We start from the raw sequence: 25,696 nt of genomic DNA, 5'->3' as shown, positions 1-25,696 counted from the left end.
GCACCTCGCCGCCCTTGTACCCGCGGAAGTGCCCACATATTTGTTGCCAATATTCTTGATTGGCGGGGGCGCTTGGCATGAGCGGCACGTACAACCCGGGCGGCGAAGGTGCTCCCATCGAAAGCCTGGACCAGCTGACGGCCTATTTTACCGCGGGCTGCAAGCCGGTCGGTGATTTCCGTATCGGCACCGAGCACGAGAAATTCGGCTTCGCCCTCGGCGACCATACCCCGCTGCCCTACGACAACGGATCCGGGCCGAGCGTGAGAAAAATGCTCGAGGGCCTCGTGGCCTTCGGCTGGCAGCCGGTGGTGGAAGACGGGCATGTTGTGGCGCTCAAGCGCAATGGCGCCTCGATCACGCTGGAACCGGGCGGCCAGTTCGAACTCTCCGGCGCGCCGCTTGAGACCATCCACCAGACCTGCGCCGAGGTGAACGGGCATCTGCGCGAAGTGCGCGAGGTTGCCGACCGCATCGGCGCCGGGTTCCTGGGCCTGGGCTTTTCACCGAAATGGTCGCTGGACGAGACGCCGATGATGCCCAAGGCGCGCTATCAGCTGATGAAGGCCTATATGCCAAAGGTGGGCTCGCTGGGTCATCAGATGATGTTCCGTTCGTGCACCGTGCAGACCAATCTCGATTTCGCGTCCGAAACCGATATGGCGAAGAAGTTCCGCGTATCGCTGGCGCTGCAACCGCTGGCCACGGCCCTGTTCGCCAATTCGCCGTTCAAGGATGGCGGGCTGAACGGTTATCTCTCCTACAGGGCCCATGTGTGGACCGATACCGACAATCACCGCACCGGCATGCTGCCCTTCGTGTTCGACGAGGGGTTCGGGTTCGAACGGTATCGCGACTGGGCGCTGGATGTACCGATGTATTTCGTCAAGCGCGGCGGGAAATATCTCGACGCGACGGGCCAGAGCTTCCGCGATTTTCTCGACGGCAAACTGCCGGCCCTGCCGGGCGAGAAGCCGGTAGTCAGCGATTGGGAAGATCATCTGTCGACCCTGTTCCCGGAAGTGCGGCTGAAGACCTTTCTGGAAATGCGCGGGGCCGACTCGGGGCCGTGGAACACGCTGTGCGCCCTGCCGGCCTTCTGGGTCGGACTGCTCTATGACGGTACGGCGCTGGATGCGGCCTGGGACCTGGTTCGCGACTGGACGGCGCAGGAGCGTGAAGGCTTGCGCCTAGGCGCCGCGCAATTCGGTCTGAAGACCCCGTTCCGCGATCGCGCTCTGCAGGACATCGCCACGGAAGTCCTGGCCATCGCCCGGTCCGGTCTCAATGCCCGTAAGTATCTGAACGGGCATGGTGAAAACGAGGCGCTTTTCCTCGACGATCTCGACGAGATCGCCGCGTCCGGCCGTACCCGAGCGGAAGGGTTGATCGAACGCTTCAACGGTGAATGGCGCGGTTCGATCGAGCCCGTGTTTACCGAGTGTGCCTACTAGGGCCGCACTCCGTACACCGAAAAGTATAAGCGGCCCGCCGTATCAGCCGCGCCTCAGGCTTGAGCCTTCCCCGTCTGCATGGTCAATTGCGATCAAGCATAAAGCCCGCGTGGGGCGGGTACTGGGGAGATTTGCGTGACGGATACAACCGCAACGCCGGGCGGTGCGCCCGCAAAAAGGGATACGTCCTTCTTCGGCCATCCCAAGGGATTGGCCATCCTGTTCTTGACCGAGATGTGGGAGCGTTTCTCCTACTACGGCATGCGTGCGCTGCTGATCTTTTACCTGACGCAGCACTTCCTGTTTTCCGACCAGCGCTCGGCCCTGATCTACGGGGCCTATACCGCGCTGGTCTATGTGATGCCGGTGATCGGCGGCATGCTGGCCGACCGCTATCTGGGCTCGCGAAAGGCCGTGACCTTCGGCGCTATCCTGCTGGTGCTCGGCCATTTCGGCATGGCGTTCGAAGGCAATCAGGCCGATCAGCATGTCGAATACCAGGGCGCGGCCTATCAGGTGGTCACCGAGGGGCGTGGCGACGATGCCCAGCGTTTCGTCGTGACCGACAGCGGCCAGTCCGAGATCTCCTTCACCGGTGAGGGTGTGGTTGTGGCCGATCCGGCCGCAAGCGGGCTTCCGGCTCTCCTGCCGGCCGGCGAATACGCGATGACGGTCACCCAGAATCCGACCTTCCTGATGATCTTCTACCTGTCGCTGGCGCTGATCATTTCCGGGGTCGGCTTCCTCAAGGCCAATATCTCGACGATTGTCGGTGCGCTCTACGAGCCGGGCGATGAGCGGCGGGATGCGGGTTTCACCATCTTCTACATGGGCATCAATCTGGGGTCCTTCATCGCGGTCCTGGCCTGTGGCTATCTCGGCCAGGTCTATGGCTGGGCCTACGGGTTCGGCCTGGCCGGTTTCGGCATGCTTCTGGGGCTCGTGATCTTCCAGTTCGGTCAGGGCTGGCTGCAGGGCAAGGCCGATCCGCCCGAGCCGGCAAAGCTGAAGGAGCGAGCCTTCGGCCCCATCAACAAGGAAATCGCCGTCTATCTCGGCGGTGTTCTGATGGTCTTTGTCTCCTGGCTCCTGATCATGAACGAAGCCTTTGTGGGCGACCTGCTCAACGGGTTCGGCCTGTTGATGATGGCCGTCATCATCGGCATGTCGCTCTTTGTCTTCGGGCGTCCCGCAGACGGCAAGAATCCGGCATCCGAACGGCTGATCTTCGCCCTCGGCTTCATCATCATGGCCGTGCCGGTCGTGATCCAGGCGGCCGGGACGCTCGGTGTCGACGTGTCGGGCCTGCCCTCTGCCATCACGTCGTGGCCATTGGCCGTAGGTGCGGTGATGGTGGCGGCCATCGTGGTGATGGACGTGATCAAGATCCCGTCCGTCGATCGCGACCGCATGCTGCTGGCCTTGTTCCTGATCCTGCTGCAGCTGCCCTTCTGGGCGCTGTTCGAGCAGGCGGGCTCTTCGCTCAACCTGTTCACCGACCGTGCCGTGGACCGGGTGATCTTCGGGTTTGAAGTGCCGGCGTCCTGGTTCCAGTCGCTCAATGCGGGCTTCATCTTCATCCTGGCGCCGGTCTTTGCCTGGCTCTGGATCGCGCTGGCCAAGCGCAATATGGAGCCGAACACGGTGGTGAAATTCGGCCTGGGTATTCTTCAGGTCGGCCTCGGCTTCATCGTACTGGTCCAGGGCATCAACATGACCGGCACGGAAGGGCTGACCCCGATGATCTGGGTCGTGCTCATCTATCTCCTGCACACCACGGGCGAGCTCTGCCTGTCACCGGTCGGGCTGTCGATGGTGACCAAGCTCTCGGTGCCGCGTGTGGTCGGCATGATGATGGGGGCCTGGTTCCTGGCTTCGGGCTTCGGCAACTATGTCGCCGGTGTCATCGCGGCCTCGACGGGGGCAGAGACCGTGGGCGGCGAGATCGTCGATCTCGCGGCCGCCAAGGCGAATTATGCTTCGGTCTACTGGAATGTGGGGCTGGTCGCGGTCGGCATTGCCATTGTGGTCTTCATCCTGTCACCCTTCCTCAAGAAGCTCGGTCATGGCCGGGTTGGCGGTGTGCCGCGTCCGATGGAGACCGAGGCGGGCGGAGCGTCGATGGACCGCACGTCCGACGCGCCGTAGCACTGCGGGCCGTCAGGCGTGAAACGGGCCGCGGAGCATCACGCTCCGCGGCCCTTTTCATACCCGTGCTGGATCACCTTGCGATCAGCCGCGCTCGCAGGCCAGGGCGTCGCTGGCGGCCGAGGCATCGATCTCATACGTGCCGGTTTCGCGGTCGACGCGCACGCGCGCGTGCTGCAGCACATCCATGCCGATCACCATGGCCGGCTGATGCTCCCAGCCCAGGGCGCGGAAGATATCCAGGTCGGCTTCCAGGGCCGCGACCGCCGGGATGCACAATCCACCGATCTGGAGATGGCGCAGGATGACCGGCCGAGCCTCTTCCTGTTCATTGCCGTCGATGCCGCCGATCCGCGACCCCGTTCCGCCCATGCGCACCACCATCGTGCGGTTGGAAACCTGGCGCTGGAGCCTGCGGTTGACCAGAGTACGGGCGCTGCCCGAATCCAGCATGACGTGGATCCGGTGCACGCCGCGGCGCAGACCCGCCGTCCCGATCAACAGGCCGCTGTCTGCCACCTGCCCATCGGCATGGCGGGCCGGATGTGCGTCGAGTGTAAGCCGGCCCGCGCCGAAGTCGATGTCATAGCGCGATGCAGCGATGGCATCGGCGCCCAGAAGTCCTGATACGGGAATGGGCTGACCCTCTTCGACCGGGATCACGACACTGACCAGATCCATCGGATCCTGGCCGGCCAGGCGAACGTCTTCCAGCGCGAAGCGCTCGGCTTCGAAACGGGTGGTGAGCGCCTGTACATCGCCGTAGAGAGCCCAGGCGGAAACGAAACCGAACTGCTCGGCAAGCGGTGCGGCGATCGCGGTATGCGTAGCGCCAGTGTCGAGGAGGAAGGTAAAGGGGCCATCCCCGTCGATGGTGACAGGCAGGAGGACATGGCCGCTGTTCGCACGCTGCAGCTGAAGCTCGACGGGGCTTGCTGCTGCTGGCGGGCTGGTCATGGCGGCCACGGCCAGACAGGCGATGGCGGGGAGGTCGAGAAACCGGCCGTGCCGGCGGGGGGCGAACGTCATGATCATGGCTCCATTGCCGTTCCCGCATCGGCAATCTGCCGATGGAACCGGGCGTGCGATCCGCCAGCTGCCCCTGCGCTGGCCAGTTTGTGTCCGACTGCCTTTTCAGCGTCTTGTTGCTGTTGCCTAGAGTTCCAAGTCTACTCCATTCCGGCGGGGCGCCGCAACGAAACCCGGTCGGGCGGCAACAAGACCGGGTTTCGTGTGCGGACGGATCAGAATGTACCGGACATGCGCAGTAAGGCGGGCCGGAAGATATCGAGTGACATGTCGGGCTCGTGGGCTCCCGTGACGTCTGCCGACCGGTCGACCGGACCTGTGCCGCCACCTGCCCGTTTTCCGGGGCCGCGAGAAGGGCGGCAATCGGGGGAGGGCGAACCGTCCCCCGAGCGCACTAGAACGTGTTCACGATGCGGATATAGCCGGTTCGCCCCATCGAGACATTGCGGTGCTCCGTAGCCAGGATCACGCCATTGGCGCGCGATCCGTCGTAGAAGGCCCGGGTCCGCTGGTCGCCGGTATTCAGCACGGCATCCATGCCGGCCCGGATCGTCGCGCCGAACCAGCGGGTCGTCTCGACGTATATGTCCAGATCGCCGTCGGTATTGTCATAGGTCTCCTGACGCTGGGCGAAGTATGCGTTTCCGTCCGACAGCCAGAAATAGTCCCAGCCCCAAGCGAATTGCTGCTCGGGGAAGGTCTGGCGGTAGTCGAGGCGCAATTCCCATTCACGGACGCCCGACCAGTGCCGGTCCGCGCCGGTGAGCGGATCCTCGACGTTCGTGTCATACCATTCCAGGAAAACGTCGATGACGGCATTGCTCAGGCCAAGCTGGTCCAGCGGTGTGGTCAGATTGCCGGTCACACGCAGATTGGTGCCGTCGCCGATATTGCCCGGCGCGTCGAACACGCCGTCCGGCGTCACGACCGGGATCCATCCGTCCAGGTCCTGGATCCAGTCATAGCCGACCTGAAGGGAGAACGATCCGTCATCGCCGAACCGGCGCTCCCACTCCGCCTCGACCGTCCAGGTTCGCTGCGGCACGTAGTCGGGATTGCCGAGCGTGGAGTTGTTGTCGGCAACATCGACTGAGCTGGCGAACTTGCTGAACTCCAGCTGATCCACATCGCGTTCGGCCGTGATGCGGAAGCGGTTTTCGGCGTTTCTCCGCCAGTTAAGCGTCACGCTTGGCTTGGCATAGGTGAACGAGCGCGACTGGTTGGCATCGCCGGTCTGCGTGATCTCGGAGAATTCGTAGCGCAGGCCGCTTTCGAGACTCAGCTGATCGTTCAACGACCAGACATGGTTGGCGAATACCTCGCTCCTGGTCTCTTCGACTCGCGTTGTCGACACGGGCAAAGGGATGGGAGTAATCGTGGCGCCATCGTCCTCGGACAGGGCAAAGTCGGTGTCGCGGGCATTGAGGGCGGTCTCTGCGCCGATCTCGAAGGAGTGCCGGTCATCCGGGTCCCAGGACAGGGTCTGCCGGAAGGCGGTCTCCTCATACTGGCCTTCGAATTCGACGATGGTTGCGCCGATAAAACCGGCTTGCGGATCATAGCGTTCGAAGGGCTCGGGTCCGTCCTCCCAGCGTTCGCGGCGGGCCAGCAGGATGCTTTCTGTCGAGATCGTATCCGTCCAGTCGCGATGGTATGTGCCGGTGGCCGACCAGGCACTGCCGTGGTTCTCGGTTTGGCTGCGCTCGAACAGCAGCGGATCGCCGGCGGCATCGTCGGTGAAGCTCACCTGTTGGCGATTCCAGGTCCAGGCTTCGGCCCGCGTATCCAGACGCAGGCTGGAGCGGTCGTCGACCGTCCAGTTCACGGTCGCAGTCGGAACGATCTCGGCATAATTGCGCTGATCGCTGTCGCTCGAGGATCGAGTCAGGGCGCCCCCGCCGTCATAGCGGGCTTCACGCCGGTTGAGCCGGTTGCCGGAAAACCCGGTATCTATACCCAGGATGATCTCGGCCGATCCGACGGGAAAGGTGTAGGAGCCTTCATGCCGCGTTCCGACGCGGCCCGAATCGGAAAGCATTACACGGCCGGTCCAGGAACCGGATCGGCCGGCACCCTCGCGCAGGATCACATTCACCAGCCGGGAATGACCGCGCATCTCGTACTCGGGAAGCGCTTCCTGGATCAGTTCTATGCGCTGCACATCCGCCACGGGTATACGCTGCAGAACGGTCTGGAGCGACAAGGACTTGTTGGACGGGCGCTGTCCGTTGATCAGAAGATTGCCGAAACTGTCGCCCAGCCCGCGCCTGCCCCTGTCGCCGTTGGACAGCGAGAAGCCCGGCACGCGCGAAACCATGTCCAGCGCCGTCGTGGGAGCATAGGAGTTGAAGAAGACCGGAGCGTAGACCGCTATCCCGGCACGGTTTTCGATGGCAGTCATCGCAGGCCCAGCTCCTGCGCCGTCCTGGAATGCCCAGCACGAATTGCCCAATATAGCGGCTGTCGCGGCCCCTGCGACCACGCCGAATACTTTCCCTCGCATGTTTTCCCTTAACGCTTGTGCCTGCCCAGGTCCCCTCAGCGCCCGGGGTAATACAGATCAGTGCTTGATCATACGTAAGGATCCGTAAGGTGCATCACAGGACTGTTATCCGGCCGGCAGATCAGCTGCCCGCGCCGCCCACGGTCAGCCCCGAAATCTTCAGGCTGGGCTGGCCGACCCCGACGGGCACGCCCTGGCCGCCCTTGCCGCAAACGCCCACGCCGGGATCCATTTCGAAGTCGTCGCCGATCATGTCGATATGCGTCAGCGCCGTCGGGCCGTCGCCGATCAGGGTGGCCCCCTTTACCGGCGAAACGATCCTGCCGTCCTTCACGCGATAGGCCTCGGTGCACTGGAAGACGAACTTGCCCGAGGTGATGTCGACCTGTCCGCCGCCGAAATTGACCGCATAAATGCCGTCCTTGAGGCTTTCGATCATTTCCTCGCGCTTGTGCGCCCCGGCCAGCATGTAGGTATTGGTCATGCGCGGCATGGGGGCGTGTGCATAGCTTTCGCGGCGGCCGTTTCCGGTGGGCGCCTGGCCCATCAGGCGGGCATTCATCCGGTCCTGCATGTAACCGGTCAGGATGCCGTCCTCGATCAGCACGGTGCGTTCGGTCGGTGTGCCCTCATCGTCGATCGTCAGCGACCCCCGGCGCTCGGGCATGGTGCCGTCGTCGACGACCGTAACCCCTTTGGCCGCGACCTGCTGGCCCATGCGCCCGGCAAAGGCGGATGTGCCCCTGCGGTTGAAATCGCCCTCCAGCCCGTGCCCGACGGCCTCGTGCAGCAGCACGGCGGGCCAGCCGGGGCCCAGCACCACGTCGAACACGCCGGCCGGAGCATCGACAGCGTCGAGATTGACCCGGGCAATGCGCAGGGCCTCGTCGGCCAGGGGTTTCCAGGCATCCGGAGCGATCCAGCGGTCGAATTCGGCACGTCCGCCCGCTCCCGCCGAGCCGGTTTCGCGGCGGCCGTCGCGCTCGACCGTCACCTGGACATTCAGCCGGACGAGGGGACGGATATCGGTCTTGGTGTCGCCGTCTGCCCGAATGATCGAAATATTGCGCCTGGCGCCCGCGATGGAAGCGGAGACCTGCACCACGCTGGCATCCCGGGTGCGGCAGTAGGCGTCGATTTCCTGGAGCAGTTTCACCTTGGTATCGAAACCGGGATGCGCAACCGGGTCCACGGCATCGTAGAGCTTGCGGTTCGTCCCGGACGGCGCCGGCGCCATCACCCCGGCATAGCCGCGCTTGACGGCGCCGGCCGTTTCGGCCGCCCGCTTTACGGCGTCGAGTGTGGGATCGGAGGAGTGGGCATAGCCGAAAGCCTCGCCCGCGACACAGCGCAGGCCGAAGCCGCGATTGGAATCGAAACTGGCCGATTTCAGGCGGCCGTCGTCGAACACCAGCGCTTCCGAAACGGCCGTCTCGAGAAAAAGCTCGCCGTCGTCGGCGCCCGACATGGTGCCGGCCAGTACCGGCGCGACATCGTCGGCGTCGAAGTCGAATTGGCTGATCGGTTCGTCTGACATGGCGGGCACTCCGGTACGGCTCGACCCTATGACATAGTCGAGCGGGCCGCCGGAGGAAACATGCCTGGCCCGTCCGGAGCGCAGTCGCGCCCGCGGTCAGCTGCCGGAACGTACCGTAAAGCGCTCCAGTTCGATTTCGGCCAGCCGCCAGCCCGGGCGCTCGTCCAGCGCACGCGAATAGGCATTGTATGCAGCCGTGGTTTCGCCCAGCGATTCGAGGGCGACGCCGCGGTTGAACCAGGCTTCCGCCAGATGCCGGTCGTCAGCCTCGATGATGATATCGGTCTGGGCCAGGGCCTCCTGCATTCGACCCAGCCGGATAAAGGCGCTGGAACGGTTGAGGGCCACCCCCGTTGGCTCGGGCAGGCCGATAGCTTCGGCGCGGTCGTAGTCGGCCAGGGCGTCCTCGCTGCGGCCCCGGTGCATCAGGATGACACCGCGATTGACGTAGGAGGCAGCGCGATTGACGCGCAATTGCGTGGGCAGTTCGAGCGCCGCATTGCAGTCTTCCAGGGCTTCACGATCGGATCGCCGTGCAAGGGCGTTTTCGTAACAGGCGACGGCGGCCGGTTCCCCGATGACCAGCATTTGGGCGCTGGCCGGCGCAGCGGTCGCTGCGGACGCGAGGAACAGGAGTGAGACGATTGGACGCATCACAGGCTCCTTCAGGTCACTGTAGAGGCTTTAAACGTACCATCAATTGCCGCCACTCACCGTTCAACTTTCCGTGGGGCGGGGAAAACCTTTTTGTTATCAGTCTCTTGTGTTTGCCACTGCCGAATTGTGCGAATGCCGGAGCAAAAAATGCCGTTGATGGCCTGACAGGGCCGGGGACGGGCTCTATATTCCGCCGCCATCGGCGGGGGATTCCCGCCTTAATGCCTGACTTGTATGGGGAAGCCATGCGATTCCTGACCGCACTTGCGCTCATTTGGACGACCGCGGCCGCCGGCGCACTCGCCGCCACTGGCCAGCCGATCGACGGAGCCCTGGGCTTCCAGCCCGCCGTCACGCCGATCATGGAGCGGGTCAACGACTTCCATAACATCCTGTTGTGGATCATCATTCCTATCACGCTGTTCGTGATGGGCCTCCTGCTGTGGGTTATGATCCGTTATAACCGCAAGGCCAATCCGAACCCGTCCAAGAACAGCCACAACACGCTTCTGGAAGTGGTGTGGACGGCGGTGCCGGTTCTGATCCTTGTGGTCATTTCCGTCTTCTCTTTCCCGCTGCTCTATTTCCAGGACGAAATTCCGGAAGCGGATTTCACCATCAAGGCGACGGGTTATCAGTGGTATTGGGGCTATGAATACCCCGACCACGAAGTGGACGAATACGTGTCCAACATGATCGCCGACGAAGACCTCGAAGAAGGCCAGCTGCGCAATCTTTCGGTGGATCTTCCTGTGGTCGTGCCGGTCGGGGCCACGGTCCGCCTGCAGGTGACGGCGGCGGATGTCATACACAACTGGGCGATGCCGGCTTTCGGCACCAAGATGGATGCCATTCCCGGCCGCATCAACGAAGCCTGGTTCCGCGTTGACGAGGCGGGCACTTATTATGGCCAGTGCTCGGAACTGTGCGGCATTCGCCATGCCTTCATGCCGATCGAAGTGCATGCGGTTCCCCGGGATGTTTTCGACGCCTGGATCGCCGCCAAGGCCGAGGATCCGTACTCGGATGCGGCCAATGCCATCATCGCTGAATACTCTGCCGCGCGGGATACGCGCCTGGCGCAACTCGACTAGGGATGGGCTGAACCATGTCTGCTGACGCCGCAACGCACGACGATCACACTCCCAGCATGTGGGACTGGCGCCGCTGGGTGCTGTCCACCAACCACAAGGACATCGGCACGATGTACCTCGTCTTCGCGATTTTCGCGGGGATTATCGGCGGTGCCCTGTCCGGCATGATGCGTCTGGAGCTCATGGAGCCCGGCCTGCAATTCTTCACCGGCGACGAGACCTTCTGGGGCTCGGTCTTCGGTAATGAGCACAACTACAACGTCGCCACGACGATGCACGGCCTGATCATGATCTTCTTCATGGTCATGCCGGCGATGATCGGGGGGTTTGGCAACTGGTTCGTGCCGCTGATGATCGGTGCGCCGGACATGGCCTTCCCGCGCATGAACAACATCTCCTTCTGGCTGCTGCCCGCCTCTTTCGTGCTGGCGCTCATGTCGATGTTCGTGCCGGGAGCCGGCGGCGATATGGGTTTCGGTGGCGGCTGGGTGCTCTATCCGCCCCTGGCGACCTCGGGCCACAACGGGCCGGCGATGGACCTCCTGATCCTGTCCCTGCACATTGCGGGTATCAGCTCGATCCTGGGCGCTATCAACTTCATCACCACCATCTTCAACATGCGCGCTCCGGGCATGACGCTGCACAAGATGCCGCTCTTCGTCTGGTCTGTGCTGGTCACGGTATTCCTGCTGCTGCTGTCAATGCCGGTTCTGGCCGGTGCCCTGACCATGCTGCTGACCGACCGCAATTTCGGCACCGCCTTCTTTGATCCGGCCGGCGGCGGCGACCCGGTGATGTACCAGCACCTGTTCTGGTTCTTCGGCCACCCGGAAGTCTACATCCTCATCCTGCCGGGCTTCGGTATCATCTCGCACATCGTGTCGACCTTCTCGAAAAAGCCGGTCTTCGGATATCTGGGAATGGCCTACGCCATGGTGGCGATCGGCTTTATCGGCTTCATCGTGTGGGCGCACCACATGTACACGGTCGGCATGCCGGTCGATCTGAAGGCCTATTTCATCGCCGCGACCATGGTGATCGCCGTGCCGACCGGCATCAAGATCTTCTCCTGGATCGCGACGATGTGGGGCGGGTCGATCGAATTCCGCACGCCGATGATGTGGGCGATCGGCTTCATCTTCCTGTTCACCGTGGGCGGTGTGACCGGCGTGGTGCTGGCGAATGCCGGCGTCGACCAGTCGCTGCACGACACCTATTACGTCGTTGCTCACTTCCACTACGTGCTGTCGCTGGGCGCGGTCTTCGCGATCTTCGCGGGCTGGTACTACTGGTTCGAGAAGATCTTCGGCGTGAAGTACAACTCGATCCTGGCGCGTCTGCAATTTCTGTTCTTCTTCGTGGGCGCCAATGTGATCTTCTTCCCGCAGCACTTTCTGGGCCTGCAGGGCATGCCGCGCCGCTATGTCGACTATCCGGACGGGTTCGCCTTCTGGAACGAGATCTCGACCTATGGCTACTTCATCATGCTGGTCGGGATGGTGCTGTTCTTCCTCGTCCTGATCGACGCCATGATCCGGCGCCGCAAGGCCGACGCGAACCCGTGGGGTGAGGGCGCCACGACGCTGGAGTGGACACTGTCCTCTCCGCCGCCCTTCCACCAGTTCAACGAGCTGCCGAAGATCAAATAGGTGGCAATTTGGACACGCTGACAGACACCAGCGTCAATCGCGCCGAGGGCGGGGCTGTTTCGACAGCCTCGCCCCGCGACTTTTTCGACTTGATGAAACCGCGGGTGATGACGCTGGTCGTCTTCACCGCGTTCGCGGGTCTGGTCGCGGCTCCGGTGGATGCCGATCCCTTTCTCGCCTTCATGTCGATCCTGTGCGTGGCGGTCGGGGCGGGCGCTGCCGGCGCGCTGAACATGGCCTATGATGCCGATATCGACGCGACGATGAAGCGCACACGCAAGCGGCCCGTGCCGCGCGGTGCGGTATCGGTATCGAACGCCTACGGGTTCGGTACTGTCGCCGCCGTGCTCTCGGTGCTGATGATGGCTCTGGCGAGCAATTATCTGGCCGCGGGGCTTCTGGCCTTCTCCATTTTCTTCTACGCCGTCATCTACACGATGATCCTCAAGCGCCGCACACCGCAGAACATCGTCATCGGCGGCGCAGCGGGGGCCTTCCCGCCGATGATCGGGTGGGTCGCCGCGACCGGCTCGATCTCGCTCGATGCGGTAATCCTCTTCATGATCATCTTCCTGTGGACGCCGCCGCATTCCTGGGCGCTCGCGCTCTACAAGTCCGGCGACTATGCCGCTGCGGGCGTCCCCATGATGCCGGTCGCAAAGGGTCCGAAATCGACCCGCCTGCAGATCCTCGCCTATTCGCTCGTGCTGGTCGTCTTCGCCGGGGCGCCGGTGCTGACCGGCCTGGGCGGACTGGCCTATGCGGCGACCTCGCTGGGTGGCGGCGCCCTGTTTCTGCTCCTAGCCTGGCGGGTGTTCAATTCGCGTGCGGGCGAAGCGGGGTCGGCAGAGGAGGGTGCGCTTTATGCCGTGCGCGCAGGCGACAAGGCGGCGCGCGATCTCTTCGCCTATTCCATCGGCTATCTGGCCGCGCTTTTTGCCGCATTGATCGCCGAACACGGTTTTGGTGCCTATGTCAGCGTGCCTGGAGTGGCGGGATGAGCACCGAGAACGAGACCCTTACCGAAGCCGAACGCGAAGCGAAGGAACGCGCGGACAATTTCGGCTTCCATCACCGCGAAGGCCGTCCGACGGGCGAGCATGTCACGCTGACGCCGGAACAGGAAAAGGCGCGCAGGAAGCGCAATATCTACATCGCGCTGGGGCTTGTGGGCTTCATGGTGGCCGTGTTTCTGATCACGGTCGTGCGCCTGAGCCAGAATATCGCCGATGGAGCTGCGGGATGATCCGTTTGCCGCAAGCCAGGAATGCCCGCGTTGCCCTGTTCGCCGGACTGACGGCGGTCACCATGGTCGGGGCGGCCTATGCGGCTGTGCCGTTGTACAACCTGTTCTGCAAGGTCACGGGCTATGGCGGGACAACCACTGTCGCCATGGGCGAAGCCGGCGCCATTCTCGACCGCGAGATGACCGTGCTGTTCGACGCCAATACGAGCCGCGATCTGGGCTGGGAATTCCGCCCGGTTCAGCGTTCGATGACGGTGCGTGTCGGCGAGACGGCGCTGGCCTATTTCACGGCGACAAATACGTCGAACCGTCCGGTGACGGGCGTGGCGACCTATAATGTGGCGCCGTTCAAGGCCGCCTCCTATTTCTCGAAGCTGGAATGTTTCTGCTTTACCGAACAGACACTGGATCCGGGCGAGAGCGTGGAAATGCCGGTCCTTTTCTTTGTCGATCCGCTGATCGACGAGGAACGGCGCATGGACGATGTCACGACGCTCACCCTGTCCTATACGTTTTTCGAATCCGAGGGGGATGCGGCCTCGTCCGATGCCGCGCCTTAGCATTGAACCTTTTGGGCCCGCCCTGTATCAGGGCGCAAAGGGCTGATTGATATCGCAGGAGATTCGCGATGGCTGGGCATGCCGTTAAGCACGACTACCACCTGGTTGACCCGAGTCCGTGGCCGTTTGTGGGGTCGGTGGGCGCCTTTCTGCTGGCCGTAGGCGCGGTCGGCAACATGAAGGGCCTGGTCGGCGCGGACCATCCGCTGGCCTGGGCCTATGGCGACGGGTCCTGGGGCGGTCTGCTGATCGGCTTTGCCGTCATTCTCTACACCATGTTCGGCTGGTGGGGCGATGTGATCAAGGAATCGCGCCGCGGCGACCACACGCCAGTGGTCGACCTTCATCTACGCTATGGCATGATCATGTTCATCGCCTCCGAGGTGATGTTCTTTGTCGCCTGGTTCTGGGTCTTCTTCGAATACGCCCTGTTCCCGGAGGTCCGGCTCGACCCGGCCCTGGCGACCTTCCCGCCGGCCGGTGTGGAGACGTTCGATCCCTGGCACATTCCGCTGATGAACACGCTGATCCTGCTGCTGTCGGGTACTACGGTCACCTGGGCTCACCACGCCCTGCAGCATGGCGACCGCCGTGGTGCGACGCTGGGCCTGATCTTCACCGTGGTACTGGGCGTCTGCTTCACAGCGCTGCAGGTCTACGAATATTCCGAGGCTCATTTCGCCTTCTCGATGGCCGATGGCGGCAATCTCTACGGCTCGGCCTTCTTCATGGCGACCGGTTTCCACGGTGCGCACGTGGTGATCGGGACGATCTTCCTGGCAGTCTGTCTGCTGCGCCTGCTTGCCGGCCAGTTCACGCCGGAAAAGCATTTCGGTCTCGAGGCGGCCGCCTGGTACTGGCACTTCGTCGACGTGGTCTGGCTCTTCCTGTTCGCCTTCGTCTACGTGACATTCGGCTAGGGACACGCATTCATGGTCAGACCCTCCCCCATCCAGGCCGGCGTCTCGGGGCGCTGTCCGAAATGCGGGGAGGGCGCCATGTTTGACGGTCTCCTGAAGATTGCGCCGCGCTGTGATGTGTGCGGAGCAGATTTCGGGCAGGCCGATGTGGGGGACGGTGCGTCCGTCTTCGTCATGTTCATCGCCGGCTTTCTGGCGGTCGTGCTCTACCTGCTTGTCGAAGTGGCGTTCCGGCCGCCCTGGTGGGTCCACCTGATCATCCAGATCCCGTTCGTGCCGCTCGTGTCGATCGCGCTCCTGCGGCCGATCAAGGGCATGCTGTTCGCCCTGCAATACAGCCACGACGCCCAGGAAGCCCGGCTCGACGAATAGGAGGCGGCAGCGCCGTCACGCGAAGGCCATGCTCCGTTTCCGACCTTTCCCGCTTCTGACGCTTTTCTCCCTGCCGGCGCTGGCCCTGCTTGTGATCCTGGGTTTCTGGCAGGTGCAGCGCATGACCTGGAAGGCCGAACGGATCGCCGCCTTCGAGGCGAGGGGCCAGCTGGCCGATTTCCGCACCGCAATCTGCACGGATTTCGACGGCGCCTTTGGTCCGAGTGTGAGCGGTCCCGCGCCGCTGGCCGGCGAGACACTGCGCCTGTACGCCCTGCGTGACCAGGCCGGATGGGTGCGGGTCGGACTGATGCCGGTGCCGGCTTGCGATCCCAGTGGCGAACCGGGTTACGTGTTTGTCGAAACCGCCTTCGAATCCCTTGCCGGCGGGGGGCGGGCAACGCCGCGGCAATGGCGGATCGAGCCGTTTCCCGCTGCAGGCCGGTTCGCCGGGCGCAATGATACGGATACCAATCAATGGTATCGTTTCGATGCTGTGGCGATGGCCCGGGCCCTGGGCGTCGATCCGGACCGGGTCCATCCGGTCTGGGCGAGGGCCGATACGGGTCTGCCGGCGAGTCTTGCACAGACACCGCCCGCCCGCCATTTCGGTTATGCGCTGACCTGGTTCGGTCTCGCATTGGCACTCGTCGGGGTCTATCTGGCCCTGCATATTGCGCGGGGCCGGCTGGGACCGGGGCGTCCCGGCGGGGCGAAGGATTGAGAGAAGGCGGAAACAGAGCCGCCCGGACAGGAGAATTGACTGGTGGCAGTGTGGCGCGAGACAGCCTGGGACGAACCGCTTATCGGAGAGGGTATCCGCCTTCGCCCGCCCCGGCTGGACGACTATGAAGCCTGGGCAAAGCTGCGCAGTGCCAGCCGCGCCCATACCGAACCATGGGAGCCGGCCTGGACGGCCGACGAGCTGTCGAAAGGGGCGTTCAAGCGCCGGATCGAACGCTATGACGCTGACCGCAACGGCGGAACGGGCTATCCCTTCTTCGTCCTGCGCGCGCGCGACAATGTCCTGCTTGGCGCCTGCAATCTGAACAATGTACGCCGCGGTGTGCTGCAGAGTGCAGATATCGGCTACTGGATCGGCAGCCCCTATATCCGCAAGGGACACACGAAGGCCGCGGTGCGGCGCGTGCTGGCTTTTGCGTTCGACGAATTGCGCCTGCATCGGGTCGAGGCAGCCTGCCAGCCGGCCAATACCGCGTCCCGAACCCTGCTCGAACAGGTCGGCTTCACCTATGAAGGTGTCTCGCGGGCATATCTCAACATCGCTGGCGAATGGCGCGATCATGATCGCTTCGCCATGCTGTCCACCGATCCGCGCCCATGACCGGAAGCGATTATGAAACCGGAGCAAGGGCCGCCGGTGCGGTCGCCTTCGTGTACGATGCTGCAGCGGATCGATTGCGCTTCACCGGCGATACGTCGCGGTTCGGCATTTCCGAAAACGAGCTGGATTGGGCCGGCTTTCTCGGGCGGTTGGGGCCGGCAGACCAGTCCCGGCTGCATGCGGCGCTGACGGGGGCGCGTCTCGATCTGCGCGTTCGCCTTATCGGGGACGACAACAAGCTCGCCTATGTTCGGATGCTCGGTGCGCGCGTGTCGGACAACAGAATAGAGGGGCTGATGACGCCGGCGGGCAGCACGGCGGATGGTGTTGGCCGGATCAGCGAGGAACACGCGCTGGCCAATGGTGTGGAAAGCGGGGAAGTGCTGGCCTGGTACCAGCCGATCATCGCGCTCCCGACGGGACGGCTGGCCGGTTTCGAGGCGCTGGCGCGCTGGGAGCGGCCCGGCCTGGGCGTTCTGTCGCCCGACGATTTCCTCGACATGGCCGACGATCTCGATCTGCTCGGACGGATTTCCACCCAGGTGCGCGCCCTGGCCGCTGCGGACCTGTCGTCCTGGCGGACCGCACACGAGGCCGCCTCGGCCCTCTTTGTCGCCGCCAATGCGACGGTCAGCGAACTTGTCGATCCCGGATTCTGCGATGCGCTGATCGCGCGGATCGAGGAAGCCGAACTGCCCGCAGGTGCCTTCAAGCTCGAAATCGCCGAGACCGAGATCATGCGCGATCCGGATCGGGCCGCCTCGGCCATGGACCGGCTGGCTGCGGCGGGTATCGCCCTGGCGCTGGACGATTTCGGCACCGGCTATTCCTCGCTCGCCCGCCTCGACATGCTGCCCTTCGATGTGGTCAAGATCGACCGCTATTTCGTCCGGGCCATGGCCGGGAATGAAAGCGCGGGCACGGTGGTGAAATCCGTGATCCAGCTGGCCAGCCATTTCGGCATGAAAGTCGTGGCCGAGGGGGTCGAGAGCGAGGAAGCAGCGCGGACGCTGCGGGACATGGGCTGCCATTTCGCCCAGGGCTATCGCTATGCCGGCGCGCTGTCTCCGGATGCCGCCGAAGAGGCCATCCTGTCGGGCATTGAGGGCCGGTTCGATCCGCCCGCGCGCTAGCTCTGCCTGACCCGTTTGATCGTTCCCGAGAAGTTCAGGCAGGGCTCGCCTTCGGCCGTGATTACGCCGCGGACGAAGATCAGCGAGCGGCCCGCCCGCAACACCTCGCCGCGCGCTTCGATATAGTCGCCGACCGAGGCACCGCGGAGGAATTCCGAGGTGAAGGCTACGGTAACGCCATAGCCCGAGGGCGCCAGATGCTCGTGCGCAATGCCGAATAGGGCAAAGTCGGCAAAACTCATCAGGCAGCCGCCATGCACCGACCCCATGCCGTTGACGTGTTTGCGCTCCACGCGGAAGGCGCACAGGGCCAGGCCGTCTTCCTGCTTGAAAAAGAACGGACCGGCGGTCTGTTCGAACGGATCGCCGGGCCAATAGCGCCAGCCGGCAAACTCGCCCTTTTCGACAATATGTGCCGTCATGAATCTGGTCTTCTCGATTGGAAAGGATGGAGCCGGTCAGGCGTGGCCGGCCAGGAAGGAGAGATGTTCCGGCGTCACCCCGATGAGGTCGAGAGCGCGCTCCCATTTGGTCTCGGCGGTAGAATCAAAGATCAGCGCTTCGTCCGGTTCGGTCACCAGCCAGGCATTGGCCGCCAACTCCTCTTCCAGCTGGCCGGCACCCCAGCCGGCATAGCCCAGGGCCAGCAGGCTGCGCCGGGGCGGGGAGCAGGAGGCAATCGCCTCCAGAACGTCCTTGGTGGCGGTCAGCGCCAGCCCGGCGCAGACGGGCAGGGTGGAGTCCTCGGTGGCATAATCCATCGTGTGAATCACGAAACCGCGATCCCGGTCCACCGGGCCGCCCAGCAGGACGGGCTTGTCGGGGGCGTCGTCCGGTCGTTCGATGCCCAACTGGGCAAAGAGTTCGGGCATGCGCAGGCCTTCCACCGGTTTGTTGATCACGATTCCCATTGCATGTTCGGGGGAATGATCGCACATCAGGATAACCGTGCGGTCGAAGCGCGGATCGCCGATGCTCGGCGTTGCGACGAGGAGTTTTCCGCCGAGAAAGCGGTCGTCCGGGTTTGTCGGGCTATCGGGGTCCATGGGCGGCATGTTCGCCCCAAAGAGGGGATGCGTCCAGCCATGTTCCCGCTATCTTGCCGTGCGGAATCCCGCCAATACTCACCCAGAGGAGAAATGACATGACGCTTTCGGTAGGAGATCGCCTTCCCGAAACCGGCTTCATGACGATGACAGCCGACGGTCCCGCCAAATTGTCCACGGACGATGTGTTCAAGGGCAAGACGGTTGCGCTGTTTGCCGTGCCGGGCGCTTTCACGCCGACCTGTTCGGCCAAGCACCTGCCCGGCTTCGTCGAGAAGGCCAAGGAGATCAAGGGCAAGGGCGTCGACACGATCGCCTGTGTGTCGGTCAACGACGTCTTTGTCATGGATGCCTGGGGCAAGTCCCAGAATGCCGGCGACGAGGTTCTCATGCTGGCCGATGGCAATGGCGATTTTGCCAGGGCGGCGGGTCTGGAGATGGACGGTACCGGCTTTGGCATGGGCACGCGCGCCCAGCGTTTCTCCATGCTCGTCAAGGATGGCGTCGTCGCGGAGCTCAACATCGAGGCGCCGGGCGAGTTCAAGGTTTCGTCGGCCGATCACATCCTCGGTCAGCTCGACAGCGTAACCGTCTAGGCAATCCGCCCGGACGACCTGACAACAAAGCAAAATAGGAGGGTCCGCATGGATTTCGGTCTGATCGGCATTGGTGTTCTGTTTCTTCTGGCGCTGTTCGTCATCGCTTCGGTGATCAAGACGGTGCCGCAGGGAAAGGAATTCACGGTCGAGCGTTTCGGCCGGTTCACGCGGACCCTCAAGCCCGGCCTTCACTTCCTCGTGCCATTCATCGACAGCGTTGGCTACAAGATGAATATGCGCGAGCGCGTGCTCGACGTGCCCAATCAGGACGTGATCACCAAGGATAATGCGACCGTGTCGGTCGATGCGGTGGTGTTCATCCAGGTGCTCGACGCGCCGCGAGCAGCCTATGAAGTCGACAATCTCGACTTTGCCATCATCAACCTCGCCCTGACCAATGTGCGGACCGTGATCGGCGCCATGGACCTGGACGAGACCCTGTCGAAGCGCGACGAGATCAATGCGCGCCTTCTCTCCGTGATCGACGCCGCCACCAATCCCTGGGGCGTGAAGGTGACGCGTATAGAGATCCGTGACCTGTCGCCGCCGCACGACATTACCGAGGCGATGGCCCGGCAGATGAAGGCTGAACGCCTGAAGCGTGCCGAAATCCTGGAGGCCGAGGGCTCGAAACAATCGGCCATCCTGCGCGCGGAGGGCGAGAAGGAAGCCGCGATCCGCGAGGCCGAGGGCCGCAAGGAAAGCGCCTTTCTGGACGCCGAGGCCCGGGAACGCGAGGCCGAGGCCGAAGCACGGGCGACCCAGATGGTCTCCGACGCCATCGCCAAGGGCGATGTGTCCGCGATCAACTACTTCCTGGGCCAGAAATATGTTGAAGCCTTCGGCAAGCTGGCCACCAGCGAACAGCAGCGCACCGTGATCATTCCGGCCGAGTTTTCCAACATTATCGGCACGATCACCGGCGTGGGCGAGCTGGGCAAGGCAGCGCACGATGCCGTCAGCGAAGCCACGCGCAAGCCCCAGTCCTGACCGGTTCGCCAGGGAGGCTAGACATGGATATCCTGCTTTCGGTTTTCGACCGCATGAATATGTGGGCCTGGTGGGCGATCGCCGGGTTGATCCTGATCGCCGAGTTGCTGACCGGCACCACCTATCTGCTCTGGCCCGCGGCAGCGGCCTTCCTGACCGGCTTCGTCGCGATGGAGATGTTCGGTGTGAGCTGGCCCATCCAGCTGGCCGTGTTCGCCCTGCTGACGGTTCCCCTGCTCTGGATAGGCGATCGCTGGGTGCGCCCGGCTCTCAGGCTGGGCATCAATAGCGGGCTCAACGACCGGTCCATGCGCATGGTCGGACAGCGTGTGACGGTTGTGGCCGATTTTTCTGCCGGCCGCGGGCGGGTTCGTTATGGCGATTCCGAATGGGCCGCAGAAACCGTGGATGGCAGCGATCCTGATGCCGGGGAAACCTGGACCGTAACCGAGGTGCGAGGTGTTGTACTGATTATTGCTTCGCACACGAATTAGGGTGAATTTTTCCTGTTATATCATATGACAGCGATGTTTCTAATTTTATCGTTTTTGGAAGGGCGGCAGCAATAGACCCGGCTTAAATCCACGCTCGCATTCGCAATTAACAACGTCTCGAGTGAGCCATGAAAAAGCAAATTCTCTCCGCCCTGGTCTGCCTGTCCGCCATCGCCGCTCCGGTCGCCTTGACCGCCCCTGCCGCCGCCAACACCGGCCCGGATCGTGAAGCCGTCGAACTGGTAGCCCCGGAATATCCGCGTGGTGCGGAACGACGTGGCATCGAAGGTACCGTGCGCATCGAGTATTCGATCAATGCCGACGGTCAGGTTGTCAACGCCCAGGTCGTCGAAGCCAACCCGGCCGGCGTGTTCGATCGCGCTGCGCTGTCTGCCATTGAAAACTGGCGTTTCGCGCCGGCCGCCGCTCAGACCGACGGCCATTCGCGCGAGCTGGAATTCCGTCTGTCCCGTTAAGTCGGACACAGACGGTCCGCGCCGGCTTCACCCGACCCCCGAAGCCGGCCGGTATTCGGCCGGGGGCTGCGACTGTCATGGTCGCAGCCCCTTTCTCTTTGCACTGAACAATTGACCGCAATAGGCAACACGCCCGTTTAACGCCCGGTAACCGCGATCGGGTATGCCTCCCCGCTGGATTGCCGCCGACGGAGACGGCGTGGGCGGAAGCCGCGGGGAGAGGAATGACGGGTGTTCACGAGGAACGGCGCCTGAAGGCGCTTCACCGGCTGAACTTGCTGGATACCGGCGAGGACACGGTTTTCGACGCTCTCACCGACCTGGCGGCGTCTGTCTCGGATGCCCCGATGGCGGCCCTGTCTTTGATCGACAGCGACCGGCAGTGGTTCAAGTCCAGGGTCGGACTGGATATCGACCACACCCCGCGTGAATTCGCATTCTGCCATCATGCGATAGAGGCCGCAGAGGTGTTCGAAGTCGCCGACGCCCGCGCCGACGAACGCTTCAGCGGCAACCCGCTGGTAAAATGCGCACCCCATATCCGGGCCTATGTCGGCATCCCCGTTGCCGAGCCGGGCGGTGCGCGCATCGGCACGTTGTGCGTCATGGATACCCGGCCTCGCACATTCGGGCCTGCAGTCCTGGAGCGTCTGTCGGCTCTGGCCGGCATGGTCGAGGATCGCATCGCATCGCATGTCGCCGAACGGCAATTGAAGTCCTCCAACGAGCTGCTCGAGGCAATCGCCCGCGTACAGGGCGATTACCTGGCCGACGTCGCGTCGGTCGAGCAGGCATTCGAACGCCTGCTGAGGGTCATTCTGGACTTCACGGGAAGCGAATACGGTTTCATCGGCGACATTCTGGAAGATGAGCGCGGGCGCTATCTGAGTACGCGCGTCTTCACCGATATCGCGTGGACCGACGAGATTCGTTCGCGTTATGCCATGCCCGAGGGCGGCGGCCTGGAATTTCGCGATCCCGACACATTGATTGGCCATGCGCTGCGGACCGGGGAACGGGTGATATCCAACGAGCCCGAGCACGATCAGCGGGCGGGCGGATTGCCGTCCGGCCATCCGCCGATCCATGCCTTTGCCGCCATCCCGCTCTACTCGCTCGGGGAGCTTGTTGCGATGGTGGGGATCGCCAATCGCCCGGGCGGTTTCACCGACAGCATCATTCAATCCTGCGACCCGCTGCTCCAGACGATCGGCAATCTCATTCACGCCCGGCGTTCGGCGATTGCACATGAAGACGCGCTTGCGCGCCTGGCGAGTTCCGAGCGGCGTTTCAATCTGGCCATGGATGGGATCACGGCGGGAATCTGGGAGCTCGACCTCGTTCAGGGCACGCTGTTCACATCCGACCGGCTGCTGGAAATCATCGGCCGGAGACCCAGCCAGGGCGATGCGCTGGGAACCTATGCCACCGACGGCCTGGACCTGCTGCTTTCACGTGTCCATCCGCAGGACCGGGAAAAGGTCGATGCCGGTCTCAAGCGCACCTGGGCAACACGCAAACCCTTCGAAATGACCTATCGCTATCGGCATGGCGACGGTCACTACCTCCATCTGTTCGTGCGCGGACAGGCTGAATGGGACGAGAACGGGCGCGCCGTCCGGATGGCGGGCTCGGCCGAGGACATCACCGACCGGATGCGGCTGGTCGAATCGGAGGAACGCATACGCGCCCGGCTCGGCGCCGTCACGGAACTGGGCGGTATTGGCAGCTGGGAGGTCGACCTCGCGACTGGGTGTTCGGAATGCGACAGCATCACGCGGCGCATCTTCGGCATCGATGACGATATCGAATTCGATCTCGATACGGCGCTCGGCTTCTTCCCGGACTGCGCCCGCGAACAGCTGCAGGAGGCGTATCGGCGCTCTGCCGAAGAGGGCGATCCCTGGGACCTCGAACTGCCGTTCGACGGGCTGGATGGCCGCCAGCTCTGGGTCCGTACAGTCGGCAAGCCCGTCGTCGAGCGTGGCAAGGCCGTCAAGCTGATCGGATCCTTCCAGGACATTTCCGACCGCAGGCAGCGCGAAGAGGAGCTCGCCACGGTTTCCAACCGTCTGTCGCTGGCACTGGAAACCTCGGGTGTGGGCGTATGGGAGTACCGGACCGGGCCGGGAAGCTTCTGGTGGGACGAAGCGTGCACGAAAATGTTCGGCCGTGAAGGTGCGGGCGACACGATGACCTTCAGGAGCTGGAAGAACCGGGTCCATCCCGAGGATCTTCCCAAAGTCATGACGGCCTTCGACCAGGCGATCGAGACCGGTCAGCCGTGCAATCTGGAATACCGGATCGTTCTGCCCGGCGACCAGGTACGCCATATCCGCGTCAACGCGATTGCCCGCACGCGGCTCGACGGAATGAAGGTCATCAGCGGGACCAATATCGATATTACGGGCGATGTGACGACAGCGCAGGAACTGGATCGCCGGCGCGAGGAGGCGGAAGCCGCCAACGCAGCCAAGTCCCAGTTCCTGGCGAATATGAGCCATGAGATCCGCACGCCGCTCAATGGAGTGCTGGGCATGGCGCAAATCCTCAAGATGACAGGGCTCGACGAGAAGCAGGCGGGCTTCGTGGAGACGCTTCAATCGTCCGGCCGTGCGCTGCTCGCGCTTATCGAGGACGTGCTCGACATATCCAAGATCGAGTCCGGCATGGCCGAACTGTCCCGAACGGCCTTCGACCTGCCGGGCATGGTCCGGGAAGTGCTCGACGTTGTCGATCCGACCGCGCGCGAAAAGGGCATTGATGTTGCTCTCGACCTGGCGCCTGCAGTGCCGGCCCGCGTCCTGGGCGACGAAAAGCGCATGCGCCAGGTGCTCATCAATATCGTCGGCAATGCGGCCAAATTCACCGAGACGGGGCGTGTCGATGTGCGCGTCACACGCGCTCGGGGCAATGTCGTCCGCTTCGAGGTCCGGGACACTGGTCCCGGCATCCCGGAAGACCGGCTGGACCATGTCTTTGACCGTTTCGCCCAGGTCGACGACTCGACGACCCGCAAGCATGGTGGCACCGGCTTGGGACTGGCCATTTGCCGGGAGATCGTCGAACTCGCCGGTGGACAGATCGGCGTCGACAGCAAACCCGGCGAGGGAACCTGTTTCTGGTTCGAAGTGCCCATGCCCGATGCCGGCGCGGCCGAGCGGGAGGCCCCGGCCGAAACGGTAGCCTGTTCGGAGGCCCCGGTGCCGCGCGGCCGTATCCTGGTGGTCGACGATGTCGAGACCAATCGCGTGGTTGCTGCCGCCCTGGTGGGCAAGGCCGGCCATGACGTCGAGACTGCCGCGAACGGGCATGAGGCACTGAAGGCGCTGGAGACAGGCCATTTCGACGCCGTCCTGATGGACATCCAGATGCCGGTCATGTCCGGCGAGGAAGCGATTGCGCGGATCCGCAATTCCGGAAAACCCTACGCCCACATGCCCGTCTTCGCTGTCACGGCCGACGCGACAACCGGTGCCAGGGAGCGCTATCTGCACACTGGCGCGACAGGTTATCTGGCCAAACCGCTCGATCTGGCCAGCATCGACGCGGCCCTGCGATCGGTCATGGAGCGGCGCCTGAGAGCCTAGCGCGCCTCGGCCAGGCCTTCGCGCGCGAGTTCGTCGGCACGCTCATTGCCGGGATCGCCGTCATGGCCCTTCACCCAGCGCCATTCGATGCGGTGTTTTTCGCTCAGCCCGTCCAGGCGTTGCCACAGATCGACATTCTTGACCGGCTTCTTGTCGGCGGTTTTCCAGCCGCGCTTCTTCCAGCCGTGGATCCATTTGGTGATACCGTCGCGCAGATAGACGCTGTCGGTGATCAGGACAACGGTCTGGCCGGGGCGTTTGAGAGCTTCAAGCGCCTGGATTGCAGCCATCATCTCCATGCGGTTATTGGTCGTGTCCGCCTCGCCGCCCTTCAGCTCCCGGCGATGACCGTTCCATTCGAGAATGGCGCCCCATCCGCCGGGCCCGGGATTGCCGGAACAGGCGCCGTCGGTGTGGATGGTGATCTGGCTCATTCCGGATATTTTTTCGCCATGTCGGCCAGGCCGGCGCGGATCAGCTCTTCGAGCACATCAAGATCCACATCCGCCAGCTTGTTGAGATAAAGACAGGATTTTCCAAGTTTGTGTTTGCCAAGCCGCGCCAGTATCGGGCTGAAATCGGTATAGCCCGGCATGATATAGACGACGAGATTGGCCTTGCGCGGGGAAAAGCCCGTGCGCATGAAATCGCCTTCGCGGCCGCTCTCATACTTGTAGTGGTACCGGCCGAAACCGATGATGGACGGGCCCCACATCTCCGGCTCTTCACCCGTGATACGGGTCATCATGTCCAGCAGGGTCAGTGCGTCCTGCCGGCGGACGGGATGTTCGACCGACTCGATAAAGTCGCGCGGATCTATCTGTGTGGGCTGGGTCTTGTTGGTGCTCATGACA

Annotated in this window: 25 protein-coding genes; 17 read left to right on the top strand and 8 right to left on the bottom strand. The window is 63.4% G+C overall.

Annotated features, from left to right (window positions below; all coding sequences use genetic code 11):
- Positions 1 to 77 precede the first annotated feature (77 nt).
- On the top strand, positions 78 to 1,454 hold the full coding sequence (locus tag Q1U94_RS13910) for a glutamate--cysteine ligase (protein ID WP_300545816.1): 1,377 nt from the start codon (positions 78 to 80) through the stop codon (positions 1,452 to 1,454).
- 135 nt (positions 1,455 to 1,589) lie between these two features.
- Positions 1,590 to 3,602 (top strand): peptide MFS transporter, encoded by a 2,013-nt coding sequence (locus tag Q1U94_RS13905; RefSeq protein ID WP_300545814.1) that lies wholly within the window; start codon positions 1,590 to 1,592, stop codon positions 3,600 to 3,602.
- An 84-nt stretch (positions 3,603 to 3,686) separates the two neighbouring features.
- On the opposite strand, the gene Q1U94_RS13900 is transcribed toward Q1U94_RS13905, so the two are convergent.
- The 4 genes from Q1U94_RS13900 to Q1U94_RS13885 all read right to left on the bottom strand — a co-directional run bounded on the left by Q1U94_RS13900 (position 3,687) and on the right by Q1U94_RS13885 (position 9,325).
- Positions 3,687 to 4,631: an aspartyl protease family protein gene (locus Q1U94_RS13900; RefSeq protein ID WP_300545812.1), complete on the bottom strand. Its 945-nt coding sequence runs from the start codon at positions 4,629 to 4,631 to the stop codon at positions 3,687 to 3,689.
- A gap of 394 nt (positions 4,632 to 5,025) precedes the next feature.
- On the bottom strand, positions 5,026 to 7,032 hold the full coding sequence (locus Q1U94_RS13895; protein ID WP_300545810.1) for a TonB-dependent receptor: 2,007 nt from the start codon (positions 7,030 to 7,032) through the stop codon (positions 5,026 to 5,028).
- Positions 7,033 to 7,255: 223 nt separating this feature from the next.
- Complete coding sequence (tldD, locus tag Q1U94_RS13890) at positions 7,256 to 8,671, bottom strand: metalloprotease TldD (protein ID WP_300545807.1); 1,416 nt, start codon at positions 8,669 to 8,671, stop codon at positions 7,256 to 7,258.
- 96 nt (positions 8,672 to 8,767) lie between these two features.
- Positions 8,768 to 9,325, bottom strand: coding sequence for a tetratricopeptide repeat protein (locus Q1U94_RS13885; RefSeq protein WP_300545805.1), 558 nt, complete (start codon positions 9,323 to 9,325; stop codon positions 8,768 to 8,770).
- Positions 9,326 to 9,573: 248 nt separating this feature from the next.
- On the opposite strand from Q1U94_RS13885, the gene coxB reads away from it, so the two are divergent.
- The 10 genes from coxB (at position 9,574) to Q1U94_RS13835 (ending at position 17,647) form a co-directional block, all read left to right on the top strand.
- The gene (coxB, locus tag Q1U94_RS13880) at positions 9,574 to 10,422 is read left to right on the top strand and encodes a cytochrome c oxidase subunit II (protein WP_300545802.1); all 849 of its coding nucleotides are present in this window, start codon (positions 9,574 to 9,576) and stop codon (positions 10,420 to 10,422) included.
- Between the two features lie 14 nt (positions 10,423 to 10,436).
- Positions 10,437 to 12,071, top strand: a complete 1,635-nt coding sequence (ctaD, locus tag Q1U94_RS13875) for a cytochrome c oxidase subunit I (protein ID WP_300545800.1) — start codon at positions 10,437 to 10,439, stop codon at positions 12,069 to 12,071.
- An 8-nt stretch (positions 12,072 to 12,079) separates the two neighbouring features.
- Positions 12,080 to 13,072 (top strand): heme o synthase, encoded by a 993-nt coding sequence (gene cyoE / locus Q1U94_RS13870; protein WP_300545797.1) that lies wholly within the window; start codon positions 12,080 to 12,082, stop codon positions 13,070 to 13,072.
- The gene (locus tag Q1U94_RS13865; RefSeq protein WP_300545794.1) at positions 13,069 to 13,317 is read left to right on the top strand and encodes a protoheme IX farnesyltransferase; all 249 of its coding nucleotides are present in this window, start codon (positions 13,069 to 13,071) and stop codon (positions 13,315 to 13,317) included. The genes cyoE and Q1U94_RS13865 overlap by 4 nt, the downstream gene beginning before the upstream one ends.
- Positions 13,314 to 13,877 carry a cytochrome c oxidase assembly protein gene (locus Q1U94_RS13860; protein WP_300545792.1) on the top strand — a complete coding sequence of 188 codons (564 nt, stop codon included), beginning with the start codon at positions 13,314 to 13,316 and terminating at the stop codon, positions 13,875 to 13,877. Before Q1U94_RS13865 ends, Q1U94_RS13860 begins: the two co-directional genes overlap by 4 nt.
- A 68-nt stretch (positions 13,878 to 13,945) precedes the next feature.
- A complete protein-coding gene (locus tag Q1U94_RS13855; protein WP_300545790.1) occupies positions 13,946 to 14,797 on the top strand; it encodes a cytochrome c oxidase subunit 3 in 852 nt (283 codons plus the stop codon).
- Between the two features lie 12 nt (positions 14,798 to 14,809).
- On the top strand, positions 14,810 to 15,169 hold the full coding sequence (locus Q1U94_RS13850) for a DUF983 domain-containing protein (RefSeq protein ID WP_300545787.1): 360 nt from the start codon (positions 14,810 to 14,812) through the stop codon (positions 15,167 to 15,169).
- A gap of 28 nt (positions 15,170 to 15,197) precedes the next feature.
- Entirely contained in the window at positions 15,198 to 15,893 is a 696-nt protein-coding gene (locus Q1U94_RS13845; RefSeq protein ID WP_300545785.1) for an SURF1 family protein, read from the top strand.
- Positions 15,894 to 15,935: 42 nt separating this feature from the next.
- Positions 15,936 to 16,514 (top strand): GNAT family protein, encoded by a 579-nt coding sequence (locus Q1U94_RS13840; protein ID WP_300545782.1) that lies wholly within the window; start codon positions 15,936 to 15,938, stop codon positions 16,512 to 16,514.
- Complete coding sequence (locus Q1U94_RS13835; RefSeq protein ID WP_300545779.1) at positions 16,511 to 17,647, top strand: EAL domain-containing protein; 1,137 nt, start codon at positions 16,511 to 16,513, stop codon at positions 17,645 to 17,647. Before Q1U94_RS13840 ends, Q1U94_RS13835 begins: the two co-directional genes overlap by 4 nt.
- Here Q1U94_RS13835 and Q1U94_RS13830 read toward each other — a convergent pair.
- Positions 17,644 to 18,069 (bottom strand): PaaI family thioesterase, encoded by a 426-nt coding sequence (locus Q1U94_RS13830; protein ID WP_300545777.1) that lies wholly within the window; start codon positions 18,067 to 18,069, stop codon positions 17,644 to 17,646. The two genes, Q1U94_RS13835 and Q1U94_RS13830, sit on opposite strands and share 4 nt — an antisense overlap.
- 36 nt (positions 18,070 to 18,105) lie before the next feature.
- Positions 18,106 to 18,693, bottom strand: coding sequence for a YqgE/AlgH family protein (locus tag Q1U94_RS13825; RefSeq protein ID WP_300545774.1), 588 nt, complete (start codon positions 18,691 to 18,693; stop codon positions 18,106 to 18,108).
- Positions 18,694 to 18,791: 98 nt separating this feature from the next.
- Here Q1U94_RS13825 and Q1U94_RS13820 point away from each other — a divergent pair, with 98 nt between their 5' ends.
- From Q1U94_RS13820 to Q1U94_RS13800, 5 genes are all read left to right on the top strand, one after another.
- Entirely contained in the window at positions 18,792 to 19,289 is a 498-nt protein-coding gene (locus Q1U94_RS13820) for a peroxiredoxin (RefSeq protein ID WP_300545772.1), read from the top strand.
- A gap of 48 nt (positions 19,290 to 19,337) precedes the next feature.
- Positions 19,338 to 20,282: an SPFH domain-containing protein gene (locus Q1U94_RS13815; protein ID WP_300545771.1), complete on the top strand. Its 945-nt coding sequence runs from the start codon at positions 19,338 to 19,340 to the stop codon at positions 20,280 to 20,282.
- 23 nt (positions 20,283 to 20,305) lie between these two features.
- On the top strand, positions 20,306 to 20,776 hold the full coding sequence (locus tag Q1U94_RS13810) for an NfeD family protein (protein ID WP_300545770.1): 471 nt from the start codon (positions 20,306 to 20,308) through the stop codon (positions 20,774 to 20,776).
- A gap of 128 nt (positions 20,777 to 20,904) precedes the next feature.
- On the top strand, positions 20,905 to 21,252 hold the full coding sequence (locus Q1U94_RS13805; RefSeq protein WP_300545768.1) for an energy transducer TonB: 348 nt from the start codon (positions 20,905 to 20,907) through the stop codon (positions 21,250 to 21,252).
- Between the two features lie 224 nt (positions 21,253 to 21,476).
- Positions 21,477 to 24,842 carry a PAS domain-containing protein gene (locus Q1U94_RS13800; protein ID WP_300545766.1) on the top strand — a complete coding sequence of 1,122 codons (3,366 nt, stop codon included), beginning with the start codon at positions 21,477 to 21,479 and terminating at the stop codon, positions 24,840 to 24,842.
- On the opposite strand, the gene rnhA is transcribed toward Q1U94_RS13800, so the two are convergent.
- Positions 24,839 to 25,276, bottom strand: coding sequence for a ribonuclease HI (gene rnhA / locus Q1U94_RS13795; RefSeq protein ID WP_300545763.1), 438 nt, complete (start codon positions 25,274 to 25,276; stop codon positions 24,839 to 24,841). The two genes, Q1U94_RS13800 and rnhA, sit on opposite strands and share 4 nt — an antisense overlap.
- Positions 25,273 to 25,692: a DUF1801 domain-containing protein gene (locus tag Q1U94_RS13790; RefSeq protein ID WP_300545761.1), complete on the bottom strand. Its 420-nt coding sequence runs from the start codon at positions 25,690 to 25,692 to the stop codon at positions 25,273 to 25,275. The genes rnhA and Q1U94_RS13790 overlap by 4 nt, the downstream gene beginning before the upstream one ends.
- Positions 25,693 to 25,696 lie beyond the last annotated feature (4 nt).

The sequence above is a fragment of the Maricaulis sp. genome, from assembly GCF_030149515.1.
Lineage (GTDB): Bacteria > Pseudomonadota > Alphaproteobacteria > Caulobacterales > Maricaulaceae > Maricaulis.
The sequence above is the reverse complement of the archived record's forward strand: the minus strand, read 5'-3'. Positions and strand labels throughout refer to the sequence as shown.

Coding starts and splice junctions, on each gene's coding strand:
- Q1U94_RS13850 (WP_300545787.1), top strand. CDS start 14,810: ATGGTCAGACCCTCCCCCATCCAGGCCGGCGTCTCGGGGCGCTGTCCG.
- Q1U94_RS13865 (WP_300545794.1), top strand. CDS start 13,069: ATGAGCACCGAGAACGAGACCCTTACCGAAGCCGAACGCGAAGCGAAG.
- Q1U94_RS13830 (WP_300545777.1), bottom strand. CDS start 18,069: ATGACGGCACATATTGTCGAAAAGGGCGAGTTTGCCGGCTGGCGCTAT.
- Q1U94_RS13820 (WP_300545772.1), top strand. CDS start 18,792: ATGACGCTTTCGGTAGGAGATCGCCTTCCCGAAACCGGCTTCATGACG.
- Q1U94_RS13860 (WP_300545792.1), top strand. CDS start 13,314: ATGATCCGTTTGCCGCAAGCCAGGAATGCCCGCGTTGCCCTGTTCGCC.
- Q1U94_RS13885 (WP_300545805.1), bottom strand. CDS start 9,325: ATGCGTCCAATCGTCTCACTCCTGTTCCTCGCGTCCGCAGCGACCGCT.
- Q1U94_RS13855 (WP_300545790.1), top strand. CDS start 13,946: ATGGCTGGGCATGCCGTTAAGCACGACTACCACCTGGTTGACCCGAGT.
- tldD (WP_300545807.1), bottom strand. CDS start 8,671: ATGTCAGACGAACCGATCAGCCAATTCGACTTCGACGCCGACGATGTC.
- rnhA (WP_300545763.1), bottom strand. CDS start 25,276: ATGAGCCAGATCACCATCCACACCGACGGCGCCTGTTCCGGCAATCCC.
- Q1U94_RS13900 (WP_300545812.1), bottom strand. CDS start 4,631: ATGACGTTCGCCCCCCGCCGGCACGGCCGGTTTCTCGACCTCCCCGCC.
- Q1U94_RS13845 (WP_300545785.1), top strand. CDS start 15,198: ATGCTCCGTTTCCGACCTTTCCCGCTTCTGACGCTTTTCTCCCTGCCG.
- Q1U94_RS13910 (WP_300545816.1), top strand. CDS start 78: ATGAGCGGCACGTACAACCCGGGCGGCGAAGGTGCTCCCATCGAAAGC.
- coxB (WP_300545802.1), top strand. CDS start 9,574: ATGCGATTCCTGACCGCACTTGCGCTCATTTGGACGACCGCGGCCGCC.
- Q1U94_RS13825 (WP_300545774.1), bottom strand. CDS start 18,693: ATGGACCCCGATAGCCCGACAAACCCGGACGACCGCTTTCTCGGCGGA.
- Q1U94_RS13805 (WP_300545768.1), top strand. CDS start 20,905: ATGAAAAAGCAAATTCTCTCCGCCCTGGTCTGCCTGTCCGCCATCGCC.
- Q1U94_RS13835 (WP_300545779.1), top strand. CDS start 16,511: ATGACCGGAAGCGATTATGAAACCGGAGCAAGGGCCGCCGGTGCGGTC.
- Q1U94_RS13790 (WP_300545761.1), bottom strand. CDS start 25,692: ATGAGCACCAACAAGACCCAGCCCACACAGATAGATCCGCGCGACTTT.
- Q1U94_RS13815 (WP_300545771.1), top strand. CDS start 19,338: ATGGATTTCGGTCTGATCGGCATTGGTGTTCTGTTTCTTCTGGCGCTG.
- Q1U94_RS13810 (WP_300545770.1), top strand. CDS start 20,306: ATGGATATCCTGCTTTCGGTTTTCGACCGCATGAATATGTGGGCCTGG.
- ctaD (WP_300545800.1), top strand. CDS start 10,437: ATGTCTGCTGACGCCGCAACGCACGACGATCACACTCCCAGCATGTGG.
- Q1U94_RS13895 (WP_300545810.1), bottom strand. CDS start 7,032: ATGACTGCCATCGAAAACCGTGCCGGGATAGCGGTCTACGCTCCGGTC.
- Q1U94_RS13800 (WP_300545766.1), top strand. CDS start 21,477: ATGACGGGTGTTCACGAGGAACGGCGCCTGAAGGCGCTTCACCGGCTG.